We start from the raw sequence: 17342 nt of genomic DNA, 5'->3' as shown, positions 1-17342 counted from the left end.
ACCCTCACCACGTCACTGCCCTTCGCCAACAAGCTGGCTCTACAGAGAAACGGAACAAGAACTACTTTTTGGGCTGATCTATCTTCAATGCGTTGTCTTCAAAAATGTTGAGCTTTTGCCGAAGCTCATGTGGCTGCACAGCCTCATCGGGATTAACCGGAACCGGCGCGCTTGAGGCAGGAGCGTCCGGCGTCACGGGTCCGGTAGCGGGTGAAGGCGCGGGAGCGGTACCGTTCAGCGACGGTGACAATGTTCCGTCGATACGCTGCTGAGCTTTCTTCGTCAGTACAATAATGTCGATGCGACGGTTGATCGCGCTTTGCGGATGCTCCTTGTCGTACAAGGATGACGAGGCATAGCCTACAACCCTTGCCACCTGCGGTTCCGGATAACCACCTGCAACCAACGCCCGACGAGCCGCGTTAGCCCGGTTCGCCGACAACTCCCAGTTACCGAACTCGCCACTGACTGCGTAGGGCGTCGCGTCGGTGTGACCGCTAATGCTGATCTTGTTCGGCACTGCTTTAATGGTGTCGGCCATGGCCAACAAGATGTCTTCGAAATATGGTTTCAAGCGCGCACTGCCAATGTCAAACATCGGCCGGTTTTCCGCATCCATTATTTGGATGCGCAAACCATCCTGAGTAATCTCGAATTGAATCTGGTCCTTGAATTTCTTCAACTGCGGATTTTCATCGACCTTAGCCTGCAGCTCTTGCAAGAGCATATCCAAGCGTTCTTGCTCAACTTGTTCCGCCAGTGTTTCAGACTGGTCGGTCTCGGTCTTGATTTTATCCGGCTGCGGTTCGGACTTGACCTCAGGGTTGAGAGTCTTGTCCGGCGCCAGCGCGGGCGAGCCGCCCAAATCAATAACATAAGGCGTGCCGCTTTCGGTGAACCCTATAGGGTCTTTGAAGTACCCGGCAATCTGAATTTTTTGCTGAGGGGTTGCAGAGGACATCAGCCACAACACCAGGAAGAACGCCATCATCGCCGTCGCAAAGTCGGCGAATGCAATTTTCCATGCGCCGCCGTGATGCCCAGCGGCATAGCGCTTGACGCGCTTGACAATTATTGGCTGATTATTTTCCATGACTCAGCGACCGCGAACCGCTTGTTCAAGCTCACTGAAGCTAGGTCGGTGCTTGGGGTACAAGACCTTGCGACCGAATTCCACCGCCAGCGAAGGCGGCATACCGGACGCTGAGGCAACCAGCGAGGCCTTGATGGACTCGAACACATTAAGTTCTTCCTTGGCATCGTGAGCCAAGGACGTTGCCAACGGGCCAAAGAAACCATACGCAGCAAGAATACCGAAGAACGTACCCACCAGCGCCGCACCCACGTGCGTACCGATAGCAGCCTGATCACCATCACTCAACGACGCCATGGTCACCACGATACCTAGCACGGCCGCAACGATACCGAAACCGGGCATGGCGTCAGCAATACCGGTAACCGCGTGCGAAGGATGCTCAAGCTCTTCCTTCATGCTTTGCAGTTCCATGTCGAACAAGCCTTCAAGCTCGTGCGGCGCCATATTCCCTGATGACATGATCCGCAGGTAGTCGCAGATGTAAGCGGTCATACGCTCATCTTTGAGCACGCCAGGGTATTTAGCGAAAATGGGACTGGCCGAGGCGTCTTCGATGTCACCTTCAATCGCCATCATGCCTTCGCGGCGGCTTTTGTTGAGAATTTCGTAGACCAGACCCAGGATTTCCAGATAAAACGTGTGAGAAAATCGAGAGCTGAACATCTTCAGCGATTTCTTGATCACATGCATGGTCATGTAACCGGGGTTGGCCTGAAGAAATGCTCCAAAGGCGGCGCCACCGATGATCATGACCTCGAAAGGCTGGATCAATGCCCCGATCTTGCCGTGTGACAGGACGTATCCGCCGAGAACGCTCGCGAAAACGACAATAATGCCGATAATTTTAGCCATATAGAGAGAGTTCTTACTGAGTAGGGTTCGAGATCATGAGTGGAAGTTCTTGAAACTCTTCTTCTACTTATCGGCGTAAGTGCGCCAGACTATAGTCAGTTCAGGCGAAAAGCCAGTTCGACCCTAGTAGCAGGGCGCTTGCACTGACATGCCATGAGTGTTGCATCCAATATTTGTCCTAATTATTAGCCGTACAGGCCGCCTGCAATGCCACCAGAAGCATCAGCACCGCTCCCCATTCCACGCACCCTTGACGCATGGCACAAACAATTGGACGCGATTCGCCTGCCGGTACCAATCGACAGCCACGCCCAAGTACTGAGCGCGCTTGGTGATAACCGTCGGTCGCTACGCGACATCGCTGAATTGATGCAGGAAAGCCCTTCGTTGGTCCTCAGCGTTTTGCGCGAGGTCAACCATCACAGCATGGGCTTGAGCGAGCCAGCGGAAAGTCTAGAGGTGGCAATTAACCGTCTGGGTCTGAAGCGGACAGAAGAGCTCCTGCAACGTCTACCGGCCCTGGAGTTCGAAGATATTTCGCCGAATTTGCGACAATTTCAAATGATCAGCCAACATGCAATGCAGCAGGCCAACGGTCTGTTCGCGGGCCGCCTGGCGCGGCTATGGCAGGATATACATTGGGGTAGCCTGCTGTTTTTGTCTCCGCTCTGGCCGATGGCTCTCGCGCACCCGAAACTGCTTGAAGAATGGGAGCTACGCGTAATTCACAAAGGTGAGTCGGCGCGCATTGTCGAGAACGCATTGTTCGGGGTTAGCCTGCTCAAGCTATGCCAAAATCTGGCCGTCGCATGGCGTCTACCCATCTGGGTAACTCAGGGCTATAACGCGCTGATCAATGAGCGTCGGCTGCTGGTTAAAGCATTGCATATTGCTCGCGACCATCTGAATCCATTGCATCAGAGGCAATGCCTCGACGCAGACCCCGCACTGCGTCGCTGGCTTAATCAGCCCGCCAATACAATCCTTCTCGCAAACGGCATTGCATTGTCTGCACAACAAGCCTGGGACAGCCCGCACAGCCTGCGCTGGCAAACGCTGACCTGCCTTTACCTGCAAATTTCGCTGGATGAACTTCAACAGCAAGTACATCAACAAGCAGTACAAAGCGCTCGAAAACATTATGCGACAGGGCTATGGCACCCTGCCGAGGCGCTCATTTGGCCAGCGGAAACACGGCGTATTCATCGTGGAATGTTACCCGCCCCTCCACCCTCAGCCGAAGCTCTACACCAGTGGCGAAAGTATTGCACCGAGCTATTGGAGGAACCTAGTCGATTCAATAATGCCATGCACCTCACAACACTTGCCCGCGACGCACTGGTTGCCTGCGGTATGCAGCGCGTCATGCTGCTGATGATTGATCGTAATATGACTGTTTTACGTGTCCATCAAATTGCCGGGTTGGAAAAGGACGCCATGCACCTGACACTGGACATCGCGCAGAGTACGGTGTTGCAGCGCCTATTGGCTCAGCCGACTCAATTACGCCTGACGCCCGCGAATAATGCTCAATTTTCAGCTTTGCTGCCCGCAAGATTAAAAAGCCTGTTTAGCGGCGACCATTTATTGTTGCGCTCGCTCAGCAGCAAAGAGCGAGTGGTGATGTTGGTGTTTGCGGATCAGGGTGGTGGACCTCTTTCGGAAATCAGCGTCCAGGCATTCGGCAAAACCTCGCAATGCATCGAACGCGCACTTAGCAGCTTCAGCAATCGCAAAGTCTGAAGTCTCCGAATCAGGCGGTTGCCCCACGGGCGGCGTCGAAGGCCGGGCGGCATCTTGTAACGTAATTAAGTTAAGCCCGGTGCGCCTACGCGGGCGTCAGGCACAGCTGTCAGAGACGGGGATGGGATCTCTAAGCTACAATTCGCCTCTTTTTTCTGGAGATCTCACATGTCTGAATTCTCTAGCTTGCCGTTAGTCATAGAGCCCAGCGACTTGCTGTCCCGTCTTGACGCGCCTGAGTTGATCCTCATCGACCTGACCAGCAGCGCTCGCTATGGCGCCGGACATATTCCAGGCGCACATTTTGTTGACCCAAAACGCACCCAACAGGGGCAGGCACCGGCACCGGGGTTACTGCCCTCGCTCGCCCAACTGGAAGTGTTGTTCGGCGAGCTAGGGCATAACTCCAAAGCAGTTTATGTGGTCTACGACGACGAGGGTGGCGGGTGGGCCGGACGTTTCATTTGGTTGTTAGATGTGATTGGTCACTCGCACTACCACTATCTGGATGGCGGCCTGCACGCTTGGCTGGGTGAAGACCTGCCCCTGTCGACCGAGGCTCCAGAGACCGTTGGCGGCCCGGTGCCACTGACTTTGCACGGGGAACCCACTGCAACTCGCGAATATTTACAGAGTCGTTTGGGTGCGGCAGATCTGGCCGTCTGGGATGCACGCGGACCTACTGAATATTCCGGTGAAAAAGTCCTCGCGGCTAAAGCCGGTCACGTTCCGGGCGCAGTGAACTTCGAGTGGACCGCTGGCATGGACCCTACACGTAACTTGCGTATTCGTAAGGACATGCCGCAAATCCTCGAAAGGCTAGGCATTACCCCGGACAAAGAGATCATTACCCACTGCCAGACCCACCACCGATCAGGCTTTACCTATTTGGTGGCCAAGGCGCTGGGCTATCCCCGGGTAAAAGGCTACGCGGGCTCTTGGGGTGAATGGGGCAACCATCCCGATACGCCAATCGAGAAATAAGACACGCTGCAAACCGTAGCTATTTATTAAGAACATGTTAGGAAATGTAATGAAACAGCGTTTGTTTATCTTCAGCCAATACTTTCTTGCGCACCATCTGCTGTCCCGTCTGGCCGGCTGCGTAGCCGAATGCCGGGTCCGGTGGTTCAAAAATGCATTCACTGCCTGGTTTGCTCGGCGCTATCAGGTGGACATGACTCAAGCGCTGGTTGAAGACCTGACTGCTTACGATCACTTCAATGATTTTTTCACCCGTGCATTAAAGCCAGGTGCTCGACCGCTGGATCAAACTCCGGGTGCGATTCTCAGCCCTGCTGACGGAGCAATCAGCCAAATGGGCCCTATTGAGCATGGTCGAATTTTCCAGGCCAAGGGTCACAGTTTCAGCGTGCTTGAACTTCTGGGTGGCGATGCCAATCTTTCTGCGCCATTCATGGGAGGCGAGTTTGCAACGGTCTATCTGTCGCCAAAAGACTACCACCGTGTACACATGCCATTAGCCGGCACCTTGCGTGAAATGGTTTATGTTCCTGGACGCCTCTTCTCGGTTAATCAGACCACAGCCGAAAACGTTCCCGAGCTGTTTGCCCGTAACGAACGGGTCGTCTGCGTGTTCGATACCGAGTGTGGTCCGATGGCCGTCGTTCTGGTGGGTGCAATGATCGTTGCCTCGATCGAGACCGTGTGGGCCGGTCTGGTCACTCCCCCGAAGCGCGAACTGAAAACAGTACGCTACGACGAAACCGCTCGTGCACCGATTCACCTGGAAAAGGGAGCAGAGCTCGGACGCTTCAAACTCGGCTCAACTGCCATTGTGTTGTTTGGACCCAATCAGGTGAATTGGGCGGGACAACTGGGCGCTCTCAGCTCGGTTCAAATGGGTCAAGCGCTCGGCCACGCTAACCAGGCATGACATCAAGTCACGCCGTTAGCAGCATCACACCGATAGGCTGTTAGGAACAATCTGACAGCCATGGCGGATAAAAGACCATAGAAAGCAGCCAGCGCAAGCCGATGCTGCTAGAGTCGGTTGTCGGACTTGGCTTTGTTTAGAATGAGCAACCGCTCTAGCCATTGCGTGATTGGAGTTTCCCGAGCAAATGAGTAATTCAAGTCTTCATCTGTCGTTGCGCGCGCCTATGCCTTCGCCGACGCAGTTGAGTCTGTCGTTTTGCGAGCCTACGCCGCGTGACTTGAAACGCTGGATTGCCGTTCTGCCCAAAGCCAATCTAGGTGAGACCGCTCGCTTGCTTTATCAGGCCTTGGGCGAACTTAACCATCTGTTGACACCCAGCGAAAACCGCCTACAGCTGCTTGAACTACTGCGCCCAGAGGTCTATTACGTCTGCAAGAACCTTGAGCGGCATTTCCTAAGTCAGGCCATCGTGCTCGACGAGCGCCCACGCAAAGTCGCCAACCTGTGCCAAGCACTTCAGAACCAGCTGGCGGCGGGCTACAAACAGATCATTGTCCGTATCTCACCGCGCTTTTCCAAAGACCGCACCACGCTGCTGGCCACGGCAACGCAGCGTGCACTACACAGCCTAAATGGCACGCTCATTCGAGCGAGCCAACTGTACTGTCCCGTGCCGGAAGGCTTATGGCTGGAACTGCATCAGATTTACCTGATTGCTCGCCACCATCAATTGCACAACATTGCGATACCCGACCCTCTCGCCAGCCACACTAAGACGATGAGCGCAGAACAAACCTATGTAGTGGCCGTCTTGCTGGGTTGTTCACGCTGCAATCAAATGCGCCAACTCAACATCGGTCGACTCGCCGAGGTTCTAGAGCCTTGGAGCCGACTGGTAAAGCTGCAATCTCCTGCCGAGCCTTCCAGCCTGTTCGCTGTAGCACAGGATGCTGATGCCCCTCCACGCTATAAGTCGCTCTACCTGGAGGAGCAAATGCCAAGTCTACTGGGTATCAACCCACTGTCTTTGGCGTCAGCAATCAAGGCATATCTCGATTTGCCCGTCGATAAGCGCGCAGGCTCAGAGCTTCTGGTACCCCACGGTTTTTCTCTCGACCTGCTACAACATTTGGCTGCTGCGTGGGGCGACGTCTCGGAAAGAACATTTCAGCGCACTGCGGGGCAAGGCCACCTCACGCTGTGCATCGGCATGAGTGCACTGCACTACTACCTGGGTGGCCAAAAGTCGTTCAGCGAAATGCTTAAAATCCCCGCCATGAACAAAGCCGCGCAATTTCATACCCAACTTTCGATTAATGCGACGATCGATCCCTGGTCAGCCGCCTTCGACGCCGCCCGGGAGTCTTCTGCACAGCCATATGAAGAAATTCGGTACGAGCACGTCGACGTCGACGGTGGTGATTTAGCTTCGAATACTCAGCACACATTCCCTACGTTCGCACTGAATGTCATTAACCACAGCCCCGGCGGTTACTGCTTGGCATGGCCGAAAGACGTTCCCAGCCAATTGCAGGCTGGGGAAATGGTCGGCATTCAGGATGGCAGCGGTCAAGGCTGGAGCATCGCCGTCGTGCGCTGGATTCGTCAGGTACGTAGCGGCGGCACGCAAATGGGTATTGAGCTGGTGGCACCGTTTGCCCAGCCCTGCGGCTTGCAGTTGATGCGTAACACTGACCCCGCCAGCCCCTATCTGCGCGCGTTATTGCTGCCCGAAGTGCGGGCAATCGATCAGCCAGCGACCTTGCTTGCGCCACGATTACCGTTTCAGGAAGGCCTGAGCGTAATGATCAACAACAGCGGCGATGAGCATCGCGCAGCTCTAGGTAAACGCCGCGCAGGCACGGGCAGTTTCAACCAGTTCGAATATAAAACCATCGAAATGCCACGTAAGTCGCCATCGCTCGATACGGTGCCCGAAGAAGAATTTGATTCGTTGTGGACATTATTATGATCGGTCATGCGGCGTGGCCAAAGCACCGCAATATTTTATCAACCTCGCCCGTCGCGATCCCGAAAGCCCAGCAGATAAAGAATTCCGTCCAGGCCCAATGTAGAGATCGCCTGCCTTGCTGATTGTTTCACTAACGGTTTGGCCCTGAATGCTACGCCTAGACCCGCGATCGCCAGCATCGGCAGGTCATTGGCGCCATCTCCAACGGCAATGGTCTGCTCCAGGCTCAAGCCTTCCTTTTGCGCCAATTCACGCAGCAGATCAGCTTTGCGCTGTGCATCGACAATGGGCTCAATGGCCACGCCAGTCACTTTACCGTCGACCACTTCCAGCTCGTTGGCAAACACATAGTCGATGCCGAGCTTCGCTTGCAGCTGTTTTGCGAAGTACGTGAAACCACCCGATAAAATCGCGGTTTTGTAACCCAGTCGCTTGAGCTCCGCGAACAATGTTTCGGCGCCCTCGGTCAAGCGTAACGAGGCGCCGATTTCATCCAGCACGCTGACATCCAGACCTTTGAGCAACGCCAGACGCTCTTTGAAACTGGCGCGAAAGTCCAGCTCGCCGCGCATCGCGCGCTCTGTGATTTCAGACACCAACTCTCCGATGCCGGCGGCCTTGGCCAGCTCGTCGATGACTTCGGCCTCGATTAATGTCGAGTCCATGTCGAACACCGCCAGACGCCGATTACGCCGAAATAAAGAGTCCTGTTGGAAAGCAATATCGACATTCAACTCCTGCGCGACACTCAAAAATTCAGCCTGCATCGCCTTCGGATCTGCAGGCTCGCCCCGCACCGAAAACTCAATACAACCTTTGCCTTTGTCGGCGGGCGTGTTTAAAGGCATCCGCCCGGACAGTCGATCTATCTGGTCAATATTCAAACCGTATTTAGCCGTGATCGAACTGACACGCTGCAACTGCTCCGCCGTCACCTTGCGTGTCAGCAACGTCACGATATGCCGCGCCTTGCCTTGGCCGTCAACCCACTGCTCATAGTCTTCTTCGGAGACAGCCGTGAAGCGCACTTGCTGATCGAGTTTGTAGGCCGTGAATAAAATATCTTTAAGCACTGAAGAACCTTGCTCAGTTCTCGGAATCTCAACCAGAATGCCAAACGACAACGTGTCGTGGATCACCGCCTGACCAATATCAAGAATGTTGACTCCACCCTGGGCAAGTACCCCAGTGATGGCCGCAGTGAGACCGGGACGGTCTTCACCCGTGATGTTTATCAGGACGATTTCGCGCAAGGCGCACCCCCGCAGTGGAAAAAAACCGCATTCTAACCACTTTCAGTGACCATCGGGCACAGCAAGCGCTTTGCCGCTCAAGGGTCGATCGTTATACTGCCCGGCAACTTCACCAAAAGAGCCGTGCTCAGTGAACCGGCCCACGCCAGTTAAAACCGATAACTTCTTCCTGCTGATCTTTCGGGCATTGCGCCATCGCCGTGTACCGCTTGCCTTGCGTATCGCTAGCCATAACGTGATCCTTGTCGCTTTGGCGCTGCTGATCTACGCCTGTGTCATGGGCCTGCAATTCAAGCAGGCCATGCACGAACAGGCCGACGCACTTGGCCAAGCGCTGACAACGCAGACAGCCACCTCCGCCACTGAACTGCTGGTGTCCAACGATATCCTCAGCCTAAACGTGCTGTTGGGCAACCTGGTGAAGAACCCGTTGGTAGCCCATGCCGCTATTTACAGTGTGGACAATCGCATTCTCGCCGAAGCCGGAAATCGTCCGAAAAATGGCCTACTGGGTGAAGCGGGCGGGTTGTACGAGATAAAAATCACCTTCCAGGATGTAACGGCCGGGCACTTGCGTATCAGTCTGGACATGACTCAATTCCAGCAGCCGATGACCATCAGCTTGCAGAGCATGGCGATTCTCAGCGGAATTTTGCTGGCGCTGGCGCTGGCGCTGAGTTTGCGTCTTGGCCGAAATATTTCTACGCCGCTGCTGCAATTGCGCGTGTGGCTTCGCGATATTGACGAACACACGCCAGCCACTGACCGTCAGGATGAAATCGGTGATCTGGCTCGGCAGCTGCACGCGTCATTCGCGCCCGAACCACCTGAGCCTCCGCCAATACGCGAACCTGAGCATAACGAAAGTGAAGGCCACGATCCGTACCTAGAAACGCAAGACGACGTTGAACCAATGTTCGCCAGCAACGAACTACACGACCGAGGCTTTGACAAAGCACCCAAAACTCGGGTGACAGGCACAGTGCCGCGGCGCATCCTCGCAGACGAAGATGAAGAGGACGAAGAAGATCCTTTTGCTGATCTGCGTGATCACTCCGTGTCAGCCCCAATGATCAGACCTATCGTGATAGCGCCCGCTGTACCGGTTCAACCACTGCACAGCGCGGTCCTGGCAGTGCAACTCGGGGCGCAAGATCAGCTACGTCGCCTACCCCGTGCACGATTGACAGACCTGCTGCAACGCTACCGCGACTGTATCGATCAGGCCGCCTCGCTCTATGAGAGCGAAGTGCACACGCTGAATGACGGCAGCACGCTGATGCTGTTTCACAGCCAACAAAGCGGTGATGACTACCTGACTAATGCGATTTGCTGCGGCGAACTGCTCAGGGCGCTTAGTCATGCCTTGCAAATAGAAGTCGCTGATAGCGGTATTACGCTGCAACTGCAATTAGGCCTGACCCAAGGTGATGACTTGTCAGACCTCAGCCAAATCGACCTGCTGCTCACCGACACGGCGCAAAGCGCATTGGCCCTTTCGCAACACAGCCGTAACTTATTGTTGGTAGAACGCAGGATCATTGATGACCCGCTGGTACATCAACGCGCCCGAATACGCCCTATCGCCAATCCGGAAGGCGCCTGCTGTGTCGAACGCCTGATGGAGCCGTACCCCTCGATGCTTGAACGCCAGCTGTCACGGATGCACGAGAGTCGCGGCAAGGTCTAACCGCAACGCCGCTATGCCTTAAAGAGTTACCCCCGTCGCGCAGCCTTAAGGCTATGGGGTGTCTAGACTTGACATGCTGTCATAGCATCTGTCATCGAACAGGTGATCCCGTGGTCGCAGGGCATTCGCTGATATCGATCAGAGCAGGCATGATGAACCCGAGGCGTCGGGGTTTTTCGTCCCGTAATTGCGCTTTTGAACGCTTTGATCAACCCACTGCGTATGCAGACTTTCCGTCCGTTCGACTAAAAGCGGAATATTTCCATATCTGTGCGAATCGGCGAGGCCATGGGCATCTTTGGCTTGTCGTGGTCTTTAATATTTCGGACCTGAGCGGGAGCTGCTTTTTTAGGTTCGTCTAACGGCTGGCTTGCCAAGGGTTTAACTGCAACAGCCAACTGATCGGCCAATCGCTGTAACAATACGCCTTGGGCTTTCACCTGAGCGGCTGAGCTGCCCAAGTGCGGCTCTTCCATGTGCACCAATTTGCTGTCACGAACTTGACCCCTGCGATCCAGCAAACGCCATTGAGCGTCCAGAATTGCAGGTTGGTTCACGCCTGAGTCAAGCCGGGTGATGGAGAGCACCACTTGCACATCAGGAGTGAAACTGGTGGTAGCCGGGGCCAGTACCACGCGCTGACTGTCAAGTTTCCAAGCCAGTTGGCGCAAAAGCAATTGATCGATATCTGAAGACAGACTGCCCGCCCAACGACCGTCAGTCGATGCAGTCAGGCTGCCATCTGGTTGACGCTGCAACAAAGTTTCCCGTTGCAGGTAATCGGCCACTGAAACTGGACCCAATAAAACGGCCACTCCAGCGCTTTGTTTAGGCTGACCCGGTTGCCCGGCATCGAGTTGATAAAGAGAAGTAGGCTGCTGAACGCTGCAACCGACCAGGCCCAGTACGCTGGTCATTAACACTACAAAAGATAGGCGCGCAAAATTCATCATCACATCCACATAGCCGCCACAACGCGGGCCACAGTCTAAAAATATTCACAATAAATATGAAGGCACTCAGCCATGCTGACGAGGCGAGACGCCATATCATCCGTGAATATTGATCATGACTCCAGCGATTATGCGTCGATCTTCCAGTCAAAACGAAGATCAGACGCCCAATATCGCCTTTATGATGCGCTTTCAACCAGCAACGCATCTACGCGCTGGAAACCACGTGGAAGCTTGTTACCGCGACGACCGCGCTCACCTTTGTAGTGTTCCAAATCATCAGCCTTGAGCGACAGCGTGCGTTTACCCGCTTGCAGAATCAACGTTGCGCCTTCTGGTACGACAGCCAGATCAGTAACGTACTCTTCGCGGCTAGCCACACGCTCACCGAGGATGCCAATGATCTTATTGCCCTTGCCTTTGCCCAACTGCGGCAAATCGCTGACTTTGAAGACCAGCAAACGACCCTCGGTTGTTACCGCTGCGAGCCAATTCCGTTCACGATCGGAAACCGGACGGGGGAGGATGACTTTTGCGCCCTTAGGCAAGGTGAGCAAGGCTTTACCTGCTTTGTTTTTGGCCTGCAAGTCTTCGCCTCTGACCACGAAGCCATAACCGGCATCAGAAGCAATGACGTACAACGCATCGTCATCAGGCAGCAGCACACACTCAAAGGTCGCGCCCGGCGGTGGCTGCAACTTGCCGGTCAGCGGTTCACCTTGGCCGCGGGCCGAAGGCAATGTGTGGGCCGCCAAGGAATAGCTGCGCCCGGTAGAATCGATAAACACTGCAAATTGGTTAGAACGCCCCGCTGCCGAGGTTTTGAAACCATCGCCAGCTTTATAGGACAACCCTGTGGCGTCGATATCGTGGCCTTTAGCGCAACGCACCCAGCCTTTTTCCGACAACACAACGGTCACTGGCTCGGTCGGCATTAGCTCGTTTTCAGACAACGCCTTGGCTTCGGTACGGGAAACGATGGGCGAGCGACGGTTATCGCCGTAAGTTTCAGCATCGGCGATCAGTTCAGTGCGGACCAGCTTGCGCAACTTGGTTTCGCTGCCCAACAACGACTGCAGACGCGTTTGCTCTTTGCGCAATTCGTCTTGCTCAGCCCGCAGCTTCATCTCTTCCAGACGAGCCAACTGCCGCAAGCGCGTATCGAGAATGTAATCAGCCTGAATTTCGGTCAGCCCAAACCGTGCGATCAGCTCGGGTTTAGGATGTTCGGCAGTCCGAATGATGTGAATCACTTCATCCAGGTTCAGATAAGCCGTCAGCAAGCCGTCCAACAGATGCAAGCGGCGTTCGACTTTGTCCAAGCGAAACTGCAAGCGTCGACGAACCGTGCCGATGCGAAACACCAGCCACTCACTGAGCAGCGCTTTCAGGTTCTTGAGTTGGGGTTTACCGTCCAGGCCGATGATGTTGATGTTCACCCGGTAGCTGGACTCCAGCTCGGTAGTGGCAAACAAATGCTGCATCAGCTCATCGAGTTCGACACGGTTGGAACGTGGAATGATCACGATCCGGCACGGGTGCTCGTGGTCTGACTCGTCGCGCAAGTCGGCAACCATCGGCAGTTTTTTGGCCTGCATCTGCGCGGCGATCTGTTCCAGCACCTTGGCGCCGGACACTTGATGCGGCAACGCAGTCACGACGATATCGCCATCTTCTATACGGTATACCGCCCGCATGCGGACCGACCCCTTGCCGGTTTCATACATTTTCAGCAGGTCGGTACGCGGAGTAATGATCTCTGCTTCGGTGGGATAATCCGGACCCTTGATGTGCTCGCAAAGCTCTTCAATGGTGGCTTTAGGTTCGTCGAGCAAATGGATACACGCCGACGCGACCTCCCGCAGGTTATGCGGCGGTACATCGGTGGCCATGCCTACCGCAATACCCGTAGTGCCATTGAGCAAAATATTCGGCAAACGTGCCGGCAAAACGGCGGGTTCATCCAGGGTGCCGTCGAAGTTGGGCACCCAATCCGCTGTGCCTTGGCCCAACTCGCTGAGCAGCACTTCGGAATAGCGAGACAACCGGGCTTCGGTGTAACGCATGGCGGCGAATGATTTGGGATCATCCGGCGCACCCCAGTTTCCTTGGCCGTCTACCAGGGTATAGCGATAACTGAACGGCTGGGCCATCAGCACCATGGCTTCATAGCAGGCCGAGTCACCGTGGGGGTGAAACTTACCAAGGACGTCGCCGACAGTACGCGCTGACTTTTTGTGCTTGGAGTCGGCATCAAGGCCCAACTCACTCATGGCGTAAATAATGCGCCGCTGAACGGGCTTCAGACCGTCGCCAATATGTGGCAAGGCACGGTCCATGATTACGTACATGGAGTAGTTGAGGTAGGCCTGTTCGGTGAAGTCAGCCAGTGATCGACGTTCTACGCCATCCAGGCTGAGGTCAAGGGAATCGCTCATGCAAGCCTCATCGTTGTGTGGTCTGGCGCAGCAGCATGGTGCCGCCGCGCTGGGTAAATTCGAGTTGTTTCATTGCACTCATACCGAGCAGTATCTGTTCGCCGTCAAGGCCGGGCAACACCATGGCACGCACGTCATGCAGGACGATGTCGCCAATCTGCAAACGTTCCAGCGAAGTCCGAAAGCCCTGAGCCATGCCGTTGGCGGTGCTGGTGGTCACGGGCATGCCGCGTTTCAACTGCAAGGTGTCAGCCACCTCCGCAGGGATCGCAACATCTGTGGCGCCGGTATCGAGCAAGAATTCCACGGTCTTGCCATTAATCTGGGCGTTGCCGACAAAATGGCCCTGGGCATTGCCCTGCAATAAAACCTGGATATAGCCATCACCGTGCTGCGACGTCACGACCGGATTCGGATTTTCCTGACGCTGTTCCCACAACCCAAAATAGCGGGTCGCCAAAAACAAACCGGCACACCACGCAAGAATCAGAAGCACACGCCCGGCGCGCTTGCCCGGAGGCGACTGGTTCAAGGCTTGGCGCTCCAACCTTCCTTGGGTGCCGCGAACCGCCAGACAATCGGCCGGGTCTCACCATCTGCCCGCGCACCAAAGTTGTTATCGACGCCGATCCAGGCGCCCTCGGCATCTATGACCAACGCTTCAGCCAAGCCGAATTTCTGCGCGTAACGTTTTTCCGGCACCAGCGCGTCGTCAGCGAACGACCAGCAGCGCTCGACTGCCCCGGTGTCGAGATCACGGCGGCACACTTGGTAAGCCGCACGTTCCAAGGTAAATAGCTTCCCTTCATACAGCGAGATATCGGAGAAATCTTTCGAAGCGCTACGACTGCCCATTTGTGCAGGCATGGTCTGTTTACCGCCCTCGCTGAGCACCACGCAACTGCCTTTGCAGTCCCAGGCACCTTGCTCGCGGCGCACCAACAGCAAGCCGCGCTTTTCACGCTCTGCTGCAAGCCAAAGTTGATCACCACCCGGACTGATCGCAATGCCCTCGAAGATCGCATTGAAATTCTGCAACAGGCCGCTGTCCCGTGCCTGTTGAACCACGCTCTTGGGAAGGGGCAACCAGTTCGGCGCCCCTGTCACCGGCACTTGCAATACAGAGGCATAGCCTTCGCTAACCAGGTATCGATTGCCTGCGGCATCACACGTCACGCCTTCAAAATCCAGGCTACCGCCTCGAACCAGCGAGGAGGCTTTGGCCATCGAAACCAAGGTAAATGGCAGACCGCTGTCTGGTACTGGGGGCACCTGAATCGCCTGACCTTCTGCCTTCCATACGGTAGCCGACGTGTCGAGGCGATAGAGCAACGCATCGTCGCGGTCCGAGACGGTCCACAGCACGCCATTACAAGACGCCAACCCTGATAAGTTACCGCCCACCATGCCGTCAACCGCATGCTCGGCAAGCATTTTCAGCTGTGGCACAGGGGCAGCGAACACAGACGGCGCGATCAACAATAATCCGGTTAACCAACGTCGCATCAAGTCAAAACCTCAGCCAGGTTGCCTTTGGATTCGAGCCATGTCTTGCGATCACCCGCGCGTTTTTTCGCCAGCAGCATGTCCATCATTTCAGATGTGGCCGCGTAATCATCCAGCGTAAGCTGGACCAGACGACGAGTGTTCGGGTCCATGGTGGTTTCCCGCAGCTGCGGTGGGTTCATTTCGCCCAGACCTTTAAAGCGTGTGACTTGGGGCTTGCCGCGCTTTTTCTCAGCCACCAGACGGTCAAGAATCCCGTCGCGCTCGGCTTCGTCCAGTGCGTAATAAATTTCTTTGCCAAGGTCGATCCGGTACAGCGGTGGCATTGCAACGTAAACATGACCCGCATCAACCAGCGGACGGAAATGCTGAACGAACAACGCACAGAGCAAAGTTGCGATGTGCAGGCCGTCTGAGTCGGCGTCGGCGAGGATGCAAATTTTGCCGTAACGCAATTGGCTGATGTCGGCGACACCCGGATCCACGCCAATAGCGACGGCAATGTTGTGCACTTCCTGACTGGCCAGCACCTCACCACCATCGACTTCCCAGGTGTTCAGGATTTTCCCGCGTAACGGCAGAATCGCTTGAAACTCTTTGTCCCGCGCCTGCTTGGCCGACCCGCCAGCGGAATCGCCTTCCACCAGAAACAGTTCAGAGCGCATAGGGTCCTGACCAGCGCAATCAGCCAGTTTGCCCGGTAACGCAGGCCCTTGGGTGACGCGCTTACGCTCGACCTTCTTGCTGGCCTTCAGGCGGCGACCAGCGTTGTTGATCGCCAGTTCGGCCAGTTGCATGCCCAGCTCGGAGTTGGCGTTGAGCCACAGGCTGAATGCATCTTTGACGACACCGGAAACAAACGCCGCAGCCTCACGGGAGGACAACCGCTCTTTGGTCTGGCCAGAAAATTGCGGCTCCTGCATTTTCATCGACAAGACGAACGCAATCCGCTCCCACACATCTTCCGGCGCAAGCTTGACGCCACGCGGCAGCAGGCTACGAAACTCGCAAAATTCGCGCATCGCATCCAGCAGCCCCTGGCGTAAGCCGTTGACGTGAGTACCGCCCTGCTGAGTCGGGATCAGGTTGACGTAGCTTTCCTGAACGCTGTCGCCACCCTCGGGCAACCACAGCAGCGCCCAATCGATGGCTTCTTTATTGCCGGCAAAACTGCCGCAAAACGGCACGTCGGGTAGGCGCAGAAAACCACTGACCGCGTCCTCCAGATAGGAGCGCAAGCCATCTTCGTAATGCCATTCGATTTTTTCGCCGGTGGCTTTGTCTTCGAAGCTGACTAACAGTCCCGGACACAGCACCGCTTTCGCTTTGAGCACATGCTTGAGGCGGCTGACCGAAAATTTCGGCGTATCAAAATATTTAGGGTCCGGCGCGAAATACACGCTGGTCCCGGTATTGCGTTTACCGACGGCACCAATGACCGCGAGCTCACTGGCCTTATAGCCATCGGCAAAGGTCATTTCGTATTCGTTGCCGTCGCGCTTTACCCGCACCCGAACGTGATTTGACAGCGCGTTCACCACGGAAATACCTACGCCGTGCAAACCGCCGGAAAATTGGTAGTTCTTGTTTGAGAACTTGCCGCCAGCGTGGAGCTTGGTGAGAATCAGCTCGACGCCCGAAACACCCTCTTCCGGGTGAATATCTACCGGCATGCCGCGACCATCATCGGACACTTCCAACGAATTGTCGGCGTGGAGGATGACCTGAACTGACTTCGCGTGCCCGGCGAGGGCTTCATCGACGCTGTTATCGATGACTTCCTGGGCGAGGTGGTTTGGCCGCGTGGTGTCGGTATACATGCCCGGACGCTTGCGAACCGGGTCGAGGCCCGAGAGGACTTCGATGGCGTCTGCGTTATAAGAGCTAGCGCTGGGATTGGCCATGGGGTCTCGTCGTCAGTTATTCATTAAAATTCGGG

13 protein-coding genes are annotated in these 17342 nt (G+C 55.5%); 5 read left to right on the top strand and 8 right to left on the bottom strand.

Annotation, left to right across the window (positions count from 1 at the left end):
• Positions 1-61: 61 nt before the first annotated feature.
• Positions 62-1093 carry a flagellar motor protein MotB gene (gene motB / locus RGW60_RS21690; RefSeq protein ID WP_322206541.1) on the bottom strand — a complete coding sequence of 344 codons (1032 nt, stop codon included), beginning with the start codon at positions 1091-1093 and terminating at the stop codon, positions 62-64.
• A 3-nt stretch (positions 1094-1096) separates the two neighbouring features.
• The gene (motA, locus tag RGW60_RS21685; protein WP_322206540.1) at positions 1097-1948 is read right to left on the bottom strand and encodes a flagellar motor stator protein MotA; all 852 of its coding nucleotides are present in this window, start codon (positions 1946-1948) and stop codon (positions 1097-1099) included.
• A gap of 207 nt (positions 1949-2155) precedes the next feature.
• Here motA and RGW60_RS21680 point away from each other — a divergent pair, with 207 nt between their 5' ends.
• From RGW60_RS21680 to RGW60_RS21665, 4 genes are all read left to right on the top strand, one after another.
• Entirely contained in the window at positions 2156-3691 is a 1536-nt protein-coding gene (locus RGW60_RS21680; RefSeq protein WP_322206539.1) for an HDOD domain-containing protein, read from the top strand.
• 168 nt (positions 3692-3859) lie between these two features.
• Positions 3860-4675, top strand: coding sequence for a thiosulfate sulfurtransferase (rhdA, locus tag RGW60_RS21675; protein ID WP_322206537.1), 816 nt, complete (start codon positions 3860-3862; stop codon positions 4673-4675).
• Between the two features lie 49 nt (positions 4676-4724).
• A complete protein-coding gene (asd, locus tag RGW60_RS21670; RefSeq protein ID WP_322206536.1) occupies positions 4725-5588 on the top strand; it encodes an archaetidylserine decarboxylase in 864 nt (287 codons plus the stop codon).
• A gap of 187 nt (positions 5589-5775) precedes the next feature.
• Positions 5776-7563 carry a molecular chaperone gene (locus tag RGW60_RS21665; protein WP_322206535.1) on the top strand — a complete coding sequence of 596 codons (1788 nt, stop codon included), beginning with the start codon at positions 5776-5778 and terminating at the stop codon, positions 7561-7563.
• A 38-nt stretch (positions 7564-7601) separates the two neighbouring features.
• Here the strand turns inward: RGW60_RS21665 and serB are convergent, their stop codons facing one another.
• Positions 7602-8816, bottom strand: a complete 1215-nt coding sequence (serB, locus tag RGW60_RS21660) for a phosphoserine phosphatase SerB (RefSeq protein WP_322206534.1) — start codon at positions 8814-8816, stop codon at positions 7602-7604.
• Between the two features lie 130 nt (positions 8817-8946).
• On the opposite strand from serB, the gene RGW60_RS21655 reads away from it, so the two are divergent.
• Entirely contained in the window at positions 8947-10506 is a 1560-nt protein-coding gene (locus RGW60_RS21655; RefSeq protein WP_322206533.1) for a histidine kinase, read from the top strand.
• A gap of 245 nt (positions 10507-10751) precedes the next feature.
• Here the strand turns inward: RGW60_RS21655 and RGW60_RS21650 are convergent, their stop codons facing one another.
• From RGW60_RS21650 to parE, 5 genes are all read right to left on the bottom strand, one after another.
• Positions 10752-11456: a PqiC family protein gene (locus RGW60_RS21650; protein ID WP_322206532.1), complete on the bottom strand. Its 705-nt coding sequence runs from the start codon at positions 11454-11456 to the stop codon at positions 10752-10754.
• A 182-nt stretch (positions 11457-11638) separates the two neighbouring features.
• Entirely contained in the window at positions 11639-13897 is a 2259-nt protein-coding gene (gene parC / locus RGW60_RS21645; protein WP_322206531.1) for a DNA topoisomerase IV subunit A, read from the bottom strand.
• A gap of 7 nt (positions 13898-13904) precedes the next feature.
• A complete protein-coding gene (locus RGW60_RS21640) occupies positions 13905-14429 on the bottom strand; it encodes a retropepsin-like aspartic protease family protein (RefSeq protein WP_322206529.1) in 525 nt (174 codons plus the stop codon).
• Positions 14426-15403 carry an esterase-like activity of phytase family protein gene (locus tag RGW60_RS21635; protein WP_322206528.1) on the bottom strand — a complete coding sequence of 326 codons (978 nt, stop codon included), beginning with the start codon at positions 15401-15403 and terminating at the stop codon, positions 14426-14428. Before RGW60_RS21635 ends, RGW60_RS21640 begins: the two co-directional genes overlap by 4 nt.
• A complete protein-coding gene (gene parE / locus RGW60_RS21630) occupies positions 15403-17307 on the bottom strand; it encodes a DNA topoisomerase IV subunit B (RefSeq protein ID WP_322206526.1) in 1905 nt (634 codons plus the stop codon). Before parE ends, RGW60_RS21635 begins: the two co-directional genes overlap by 1 nt.
• Between the last annotated feature and the right edge of the window lie 35 nt (positions 17308-17342).

Origin of the sequence: Pseudomonas sp. AB6, from assembly GCF_034314105.1 — a bacterium.
In the GTDB taxonomy this organism is placed as follows: Bacteria; Pseudomonadota; Gammaproteobacteria; order Pseudomonadales; family Pseudomonadaceae; genus Aquipseudomonas.
Note: the sequence above shows the minus strand (reverse complement) of the source record. Positions and strands in the feature narration are given on the sequence as shown.

Excerpts from the sequence above, each read along its gene's own strand:
- RGW60_RS21680 (WP_322206539.1), top strand. The coding sequence starts at position 2,156 with ATGCCACCAGAAGCATCAGCACCGCTCCCCATTCCACGCACCCTTGAC.
- rhdA (WP_322206537.1), top strand. The coding sequence starts at position 3,860 with ATGTCTGAATTCTCTAGCTTGCCGTTAGTCATAGAGCCCAGCGACTTG.
- motA (WP_322206540.1), bottom strand. The coding sequence starts at position 1,948 with ATGGCTAAAATTATCGGCATTATTGTCGTTTTCGCGAGCGTTCTCGGC.
- parE (WP_322206526.1), bottom strand. The coding sequence starts at position 17,307 with ATGGCCAATCCCAGCGCTAGCTCTTATAACGCAGACGCCATCGAAGTC.
- RGW60_RS21650 (WP_322206532.1), bottom strand. The coding sequence starts at position 11,456 with ATGAATTTTGCGCGCCTATCTTTTGTAGTGTTAATGACCAGCGTACTG.
- RGW60_RS21635 (WP_322206528.1), bottom strand. The coding sequence starts at position 15,403 with ATGCGACGTTGGTTAACCGGATTATTGTTGATCGCGCCGTCTGTGTTC.
- asd (WP_322206536.1), top strand. The coding sequence starts at position 4,725 with ATGAAACAGCGTTTGTTTATCTTCAGCCAATACTTTCTTGCGCACCAT.
- motB (WP_322206541.1), bottom strand. The coding sequence starts at position 1,093 with ATGGAAAATAATCAGCCAATAATTGTCAAGCGCGTCAAGCGCTATGCC.
- RGW60_RS21665 (WP_322206535.1), top strand. The coding sequence starts at position 5,776 with ATGAGTAATTCAAGTCTTCATCTGTCGTTGCGCGCGCCTATGCCTTCG.
- parC (WP_322206531.1), bottom strand. The coding sequence starts at position 13,897 with ATGAGCGATTCCCTTGACCTCAGCCTGGATGGCGTAGAACGTCGATCA.